The organism is Mycobacterium sp. (genome assembly GCF_025933915.1).
Lineage (GTDB): Bacteria > Actinomycetota > Actinomycetes > Mycobacteriales > Mycobacteriaceae > Mycobacterium.
This window is the reverse complement of record NZ_JAICZA010000224.1, coordinates 1-5,922: the sequence shown is the minus strand read 5'-3', so window position 1 is coordinate 5,922 and position 5,922 is coordinate 1. Positions and strand designations below refer to the sequence as shown.

General features: G+C 65.7%; 7 protein-coding genes. 5 read left to right on the top strand and 2 right to left on the bottom strand.

Annotation, left to right across the window (positions count from 1 at the left end):
* The 4 genes from Q0W90_RS22660 to Q0W90_RS22645 all read left to right on the top strand — a co-directional run.
* The coding region (locus Q0W90_RS22660) for an AMP-binding protein (RefSeq protein WP_297776760.1) at positions 1-913 on the top strand (913 nt) is incomplete at its 5' end.
* 27 nt (positions 914-940) lie between these two features.
* The gene (locus Q0W90_RS22655; RefSeq protein ID WP_297592469.1) at positions 941-1,366 is read left to right on the top strand and encodes a nuclear transport factor 2 family protein; all 426 of its coding nucleotides are present in this window, start codon (positions 941-943) and stop codon (positions 1,364-1,366) included.
* A gap of 13 nt (positions 1,367-1,379) precedes the next feature.
* Entirely contained in the window at positions 1,380-1,910 is a 531-nt protein-coding gene (locus Q0W90_RS22650; RefSeq protein WP_297699372.1) for a MaoC family dehydratase N-terminal domain-containing protein, read from the top strand.
* On the top strand, positions 1,907-2,368 hold the full coding sequence (locus Q0W90_RS22645) for a MaoC/PaaZ C-terminal domain-containing protein (protein ID WP_297592473.1): 462 nt from the start codon (positions 1,907-1,909) through the stop codon (positions 2,366-2,368). Before Q0W90_RS22650 ends, Q0W90_RS22645 begins: the two co-directional genes overlap by 4 nt.
* Positions 2,369-2,382: 14 nt before the next feature.
* Here the strand turns inward: Q0W90_RS22645 and Q0W90_RS22640 are convergent, their stop codons facing one another.
* Positions 2,383-3,861 (bottom strand): aldehyde dehydrogenase, encoded by a 1,479-nt coding sequence (locus Q0W90_RS22640; protein WP_297592475.1) that lies wholly within the window; start codon positions 3,859-3,861, stop codon positions 2,383-2,385.
* Between the two features lie 141 nt (positions 3,862-4,002).
* On the opposite strand from Q0W90_RS22640, the gene Q0W90_RS22635 reads away from it, so the two are divergent.
* A complete protein-coding gene (locus Q0W90_RS22635) occupies positions 4,003-5,358 on the top strand; it encodes a lipocalin-like domain-containing protein (protein ID WP_297592477.1) in 1,356 nt (451 codons plus the stop codon).
* Here the strand turns inward: Q0W90_RS22635 and Q0W90_RS22630 are convergent.
* The coding region (locus Q0W90_RS22630; RefSeq protein ID WP_297776755.1) for an SRPBCC family protein at positions 5,347-5,922 on the bottom strand (576 nt) is incomplete at its 5' end. The genes Q0W90_RS22635 and Q0W90_RS22630 overlap by 12 nt on opposite strands.

The following is a 5,922-nucleotide window of genomic DNA, read 5'->3' as shown; positions in this document are numbered from 1 at the left end:
CGCGCCTAGCGTGCTGGCGCCGATGCTGGTCGGTGGAACCACCGTGTTGGCGAAGGCCTTTCACCCCGGCCAGGTGTGGGATGAGATCCGCGCCCACGGTGCCGTCGGTTTCGCCGGCGCCGGCGCGATGGTGTCGATGCTGCAGAACCTGCCCGCGGATCCCCGTGACGCACAGCTGCCGCTGCGGTTCATCTCCGCCGCACCCATCGACGCGGGCTCCTACCGCGACATCGAAAAGCGCTACGGCTGCCGCATTGTCACGATGTACGGGTTGACCGAGGCATTCCCGATCGCCCTCAAGGCCGTGGCCGACGACGGCGTACCCGGGACCTCGGGCCGGCCGAATCCCGATTTCGACGTGCGCATCCTCGACGAGCGTGGCAATCCGCTGCCGGCCGGCACCGTCGGGGAGATCGCCTGCCGGCCCACGTCGCCGCACGTGATGAGCGAAGGCTACGTGAGTCAAGGTCTGCGGGTAGACCCGCACCCGGAGTGGTTCCGCACCGGCGATCTGGGTCGTCTCGATGCCGATCAGAACCTGACCTATGTGGACCGCGTCAAAGACTCGTTGCGCCGGCGCGGCGAAAATGTCTCCTCGGTCGAGGTGGAGACCGTCGTCGTGCGCCACCCCGCCGTGGCCGAAGCCGCGGCCGTCGGGGTGCCCAGCGAGTTGGGCGAAGACGACATCCTGTTGGTCGTGACGTTGCGTTCCGGGGCCGCCCTGGATTGCGCGGAGCTGCTCGATTTCTGCGCGGACCGGATGCCGTACTTCTGTGTGCCGCGGTTCGTCGAGGTGGTTGATGAACTGCCGAAGAACGGTATTGGACGCATACGCAAAGACCTATTGCGCAGCCGCGGTGTGCATCCGGGCGCATGGGATCGTGAGAAAGAGGGGTATATCGTTGGCCGGTAACGTATTCGAGGGAGGCGGCGAAGCGCAATGAGCATGACCTATCAGGAACAGCTGCTGCTCCACACCGTCACGGGCCGCGCTGCCATCCTGGATCTGAACGCCCGGCACAATCGGGCCTATTCGGACGGCGACCGCGAGCGCTGGATCGGTACCTTCCGCCATTCCGGCGCCAGCTATGCCCGTGGTGGCGAGGTGTTCACCGATCTGCGCGCCGCCTTCGACGGCGGCGACGGACAGCGTTTGGTCACGGTCGATCACGAGATCAGCGTGGACGGGGTCAACGCGGACCAGTGTTGTGTCGCCGTGCTTTTCGCCGCTATGTTCGACGACACCACACTGCGGGCCACCGGGATCTTCCGCGACACACTGGTTTACGAGCGGGGTGGCTGGTATTTCACCTCCCGTACGTTGCAGTGGGATTCGGTCCCGAGCCGGCATCCGCTCGTCATGTGAGCGGCACCGATCCGTGGATGAGGATTTCAGTCAGCGGCTGGCCTTCGGAACCTATGAAGATGCGCTGCGGATGGTCGGTGCGAAAAGCGAACCCCGCACCGCGGCGACGGCGGTCAGCGCCGCGCGCATCCAGTTGTTCGCCGCGTTGGTGCGCGACGGGAATCGTTCCTACTGGGATTCCGAGTTCGCCCGACGGCAATGGGGAGGCCTGCTGGCGCCACCCGCCCTGCTGATGGGCTGGTTGGTACCGCCGCCCTGGCAGCCCGGAGGCAGACGGTCCGCATCATTGATCGCCCTGCGGGTGCCGCTGCCGGGCACCACATTCATCAACGCGGCCAACGAGGTTGAGTTCCCGCAACCCATCGTCGAGGGGGACGTGCTGACCGTCGTCGACGAGCTGGTATCGGTGTCGCCAGAAAAGCGGACCAGGCTGGGCGTCGGTCATTTCGTCGAGACGCTGGAGACCTACCGCCGCCAGGACGGCACCGTCGTCGCCACCTCCCGCAACACCCTGTTCCGCTTTACCCCCGGGCCGCCCTCGTGACCGGCGACGGCCTGGACTGGAACCGGGTCACCGTTCCCGTCGAGCTGCCCGAGGTGGTCGACCACATCAGCTACCAGCGTGTGGTGGAGAACACCGGAGCAACCTGGGACTACTTCCCCGGCCATTTCGATCCGGATTATGCGCGGGCTCAAGGCAATCCGACGATCTATGTCAACACGATGCACCTCGCCGGCTTCGCCGACCGCGTCGCGACCGAGTGGGCGGGCCCGCGTAGCCGCGTGGTGCGTCGCTCCATGCGGCTGACGGGGTCGGTGTATGCCGGCGACACGATGATCGGCCGGGGGCGGGCGGTGGCCAAACGGCGGGACACTTCGGTGGAGCCGCCACGCTGTCTGGTCGACATCGAAATCCAGGTGACCAATCAGCATGGCGCGCTGTGCTGCCCGGTGGAGCTGACCGTGCAGATGCCCGAAGGCCCGCATCACGGCGATGGATGACATCGCCGGACCTTTCAGAGGGGCGGCAGCTGGCCTTTGCAGATCAGCGTCTGCAGCTCGACATACTCGTGCAGGCCCTCCGGACCGAACTCGCGCCCGATGCCGGATTGCTTGAATCCGCCGAACGGGGCGCCGATGTCGAGGGTGTACATATTGATGCCGTAAGTGCCGGTGCGAACACCGGCCGCGACTTCCAAGCCATGAGCGATGTCCGCGGTCCACACCGAACCGGCCAGACCGTAGTTGCTCTCGTTCGCGATCCGGATGGCGTCGTCCTCGTCGCGGTAGCGCAGCACGGTCAGCACCGGGCCGAAGATCTCCTCCCGCGCGATGCGCATGTCGTTGGTGACGTCGACGAATAGCGTTGGCTGCACGTACCAGCCGCGCTCGGCCGCAGTGGCTTCTGCGCTATCCAGACCACCGAGCACGATGCGCGCGCCCTCGCTCTGCCCGGACCGGATGTACTCCTGGACTTGGCGCTGATGCCGTTGGGCGAAAAGAGGTCCGATGTCGGTCGTCTCTTCGGCGGGATCTCCGACATTCAGATCCGACATCATTGCGGCCAGCGCCTCGACGAACTCGTCGTGCCGTCGTTCGCTGACCAGGAGGCGGGTCTGCGCCACGCAGGCCTGTCCGTTGTTCATCAGGCTGGCCGACTTCAGCCCGGCCACCGTTTGGGCGAAATCGGCGTCATCGAGGATGATCGCCGCCGACTTGCCCCCCAGCTCAAGACTCACCCGTTTGAGTTGCTCTCCGCACAGCGCGGCGATCCGGCGCCCCACGGCACTGGAACCGGTGAACGAGATCTTGTCGACACCGGGATGGCGCACCAGCGCCTCGCCGACGTCGGTGCCGCCGGGCAGCACCGACACCACGCCGTCGGGCAGGCCGATCTGCTCGATCATTTCGGCCAACCACAAAGCGTCCAAGGGTGTTTCGGGCGCAGGCTTGATTATGACCGTGCAGCCGGCGATCAGCGCGGGGATCAACTTGGGCATGATCAGGAATTGGGGCACGTTCCACGGCACAATCGCCCCGACCACCCCGACCGGGGCCCTGCGTAGGTGCACTTCGCCGAGCGCGCCCTGGCGGCGTTCGGTCCAGGGGAAATCGCGAGCGGCGGCCAGCGTGAGGTGAATCAGCGCCGCGGCTGCCGCCCCTTGGCCCATCCGGCTGAAGCTGCGTGGCGACCCCATTTCATCGGTGATGAGATCTGCCATCTCGTCGGCGTGGCGGGCGTAGATCCCGGCGAGCGCTTCGACCTTGGCCATCCGATCGGCATGGCTCATCCGCGGCCACGGGCCGTGATCGAACGCGTGCCGCGCGGAGGCAACGGCGGCTTCGACGTCCTCGGGGCCGGCGACTTGGACATGGCCGACCGGTTCTTCGGAGTGCGGCGAGATCACGTCGAGCTGCTGCGGATTGGCGGGCTTGCGCCACTGTCCTCCGATGAACAGCTCGTCATAGCAACGATGGTCGGAGTTCTTCGTCATCGGAGCGCCTCCTCGAGGCAGCGGCGGGTGCAGGATGAGACCCGTCACCGTAACTTTGTATTGACGCTAACATAGCTAAAAAAGGACCAGTCGGGAAGCCGCAAGCGGTTCATCAGCGACGATGTCGAGGCGAGGCGCGATATGAATAATGACTGGCGTAGTTATCCATTTCAGTTGGTGCCTGGCGACGACCAGCTGGAGTTTCCCGCCGCCGAAGGCGAACACCCCGATCAGGAGTCGGACACCTGGTTCATCGCGGGCCAGCTGGACGCCGCCGAGGCTGACCGGTCATTTGCCTTCCTGACCATCTTCAACAAGAACCGGCCCGGCGGGACGATCGTCGCCGACTTCTACACGATGGCGCTCTTCGACCTCGATACCGGCGATTACGGCACCTACACGGATTACGACATGCCCCCGGCCAACCTCGAACCGGGGGCGTCGCGCAAGCTGGAGCTGGCCACGGGCCATCTCGACATCAGCTATGCCAGCGGCGCCGGCACCGCGTCATGGGCCACGTGCCGCAACGGCGATGGCGGCTTACTGCCCTACACCTACCGCGTCAGCCTGGTGGGGGAGGACCATTCGGGCCGGCGCATGCGGCTTGACCTGGCCGTAACCCCCACGCGCGCACCGACTCCGGTGGGTGCCTCGACGTACAACGGCAAGATCGTCTGCTTCGGCCAAAACGACACCTACTCTTACTTCCAGACCGGCATGGCGATGACCGGCACCTTGCGCTGGGGCGAGGAGATCCACCAGGTTTCCGGCAGCAGCGGCCATGTCGATCGGCAGTGGTTCCCGAAATACGCCGGCGGCGGGGGGACCACGGGGGACCCGCGGGCCAGGTCTCACGAATGGCGCACCATCAACTTCGACAATGGCGTCGATTTGAGCATCTGGCGACAGTTCGACCGCACGAACGACAACGTCCTGCAGCCGTTTACCGGCGTCACCGCGAGCTATCCCGACCCTGCCACGTCACCGCAATGCGCCGAAGACATCGAGGTCACGGTCAGCAGTTACGTCCGGTGGCCAGAGGCGGTGCGGCCGCTGGTGCGCCCCCTTGCCTCGGCCCGGTACATGCCCGATCGTCACCGGATCACCTGCCCCACACTGGGACTCGACATCGTCGGCGAGCCCGTCGTGCCGGCCCCCGCGCATGGTCTGCCGATCGAATACATGGAAGGTCCGTACCGCTACCGCGGGACGCTGGGGGGCCAACCGGTGACCGCGTTCGCCTTCAACGAACGGTCGCTCGCGCTGTATCGGGATTGGGAGCTGGTCGACGTGCTGACCACCACGGTCACGAATGCCGAACCGTCCGATCCCGGCCTGCAGACCACCGTGAATCAGCTGGTGCCGTTGGTGGCCGCCGGCCGTCGGCGCGAGGCGGTTGAACTGCTGATCGCGGTGCGTCCTGCCCAAACCGGCCTGCTGGCAACGCTATTGGATGACCTGGTGGCGGTGCTGTCGTCGGACGAGTCAGGTAGCTGAGCCCGCCAGCGCCTCGGCCCACGTGATGTGGCGATGCTGCAGTCCCGGCTCGTTGCGGCCGAACACCAGGTGGTCGCGGACGCCCGACTCGAGGTTGGCCTGTAGCCCCTCGACCAATCGGTAGTCCTCGTCGCGCACGGTGGCGTGCGCATATTCGAAGACGGCTTGGGCGCCGGCGGCGACCGATTCGTCGGACAGGTCCTGCGGTGTGGCGTTCTGGTGGACGGTAATTGACCTGCCGGGCTGATCCCCGGGGTAGACGCGGAACAGCTCGCCGTTGGCGATCGTCACCGACAGCACGATGTTAGGGAACAGTGCGTAGATCACGACCATGTTGTGGAACGGGTTCCACTGTTCCTCGGGCACGTCGTCGAGCTCCAGAATGGTGTTGAGCGGGAAGATCAGCCGGTGGTGCGGGCCGTAGGAGTCGAACACCGTGCAGTTGCTGCGTGCGAGGGTGGCGAAGGTCTGCTGATGGACGGTGGCGAAATGGTAGTTCTCGGCGAATGTGTCGATCGCCAGCTTCCAGTTGATCGGAGAGTCGAGCACCTTTTCGCCCAACGG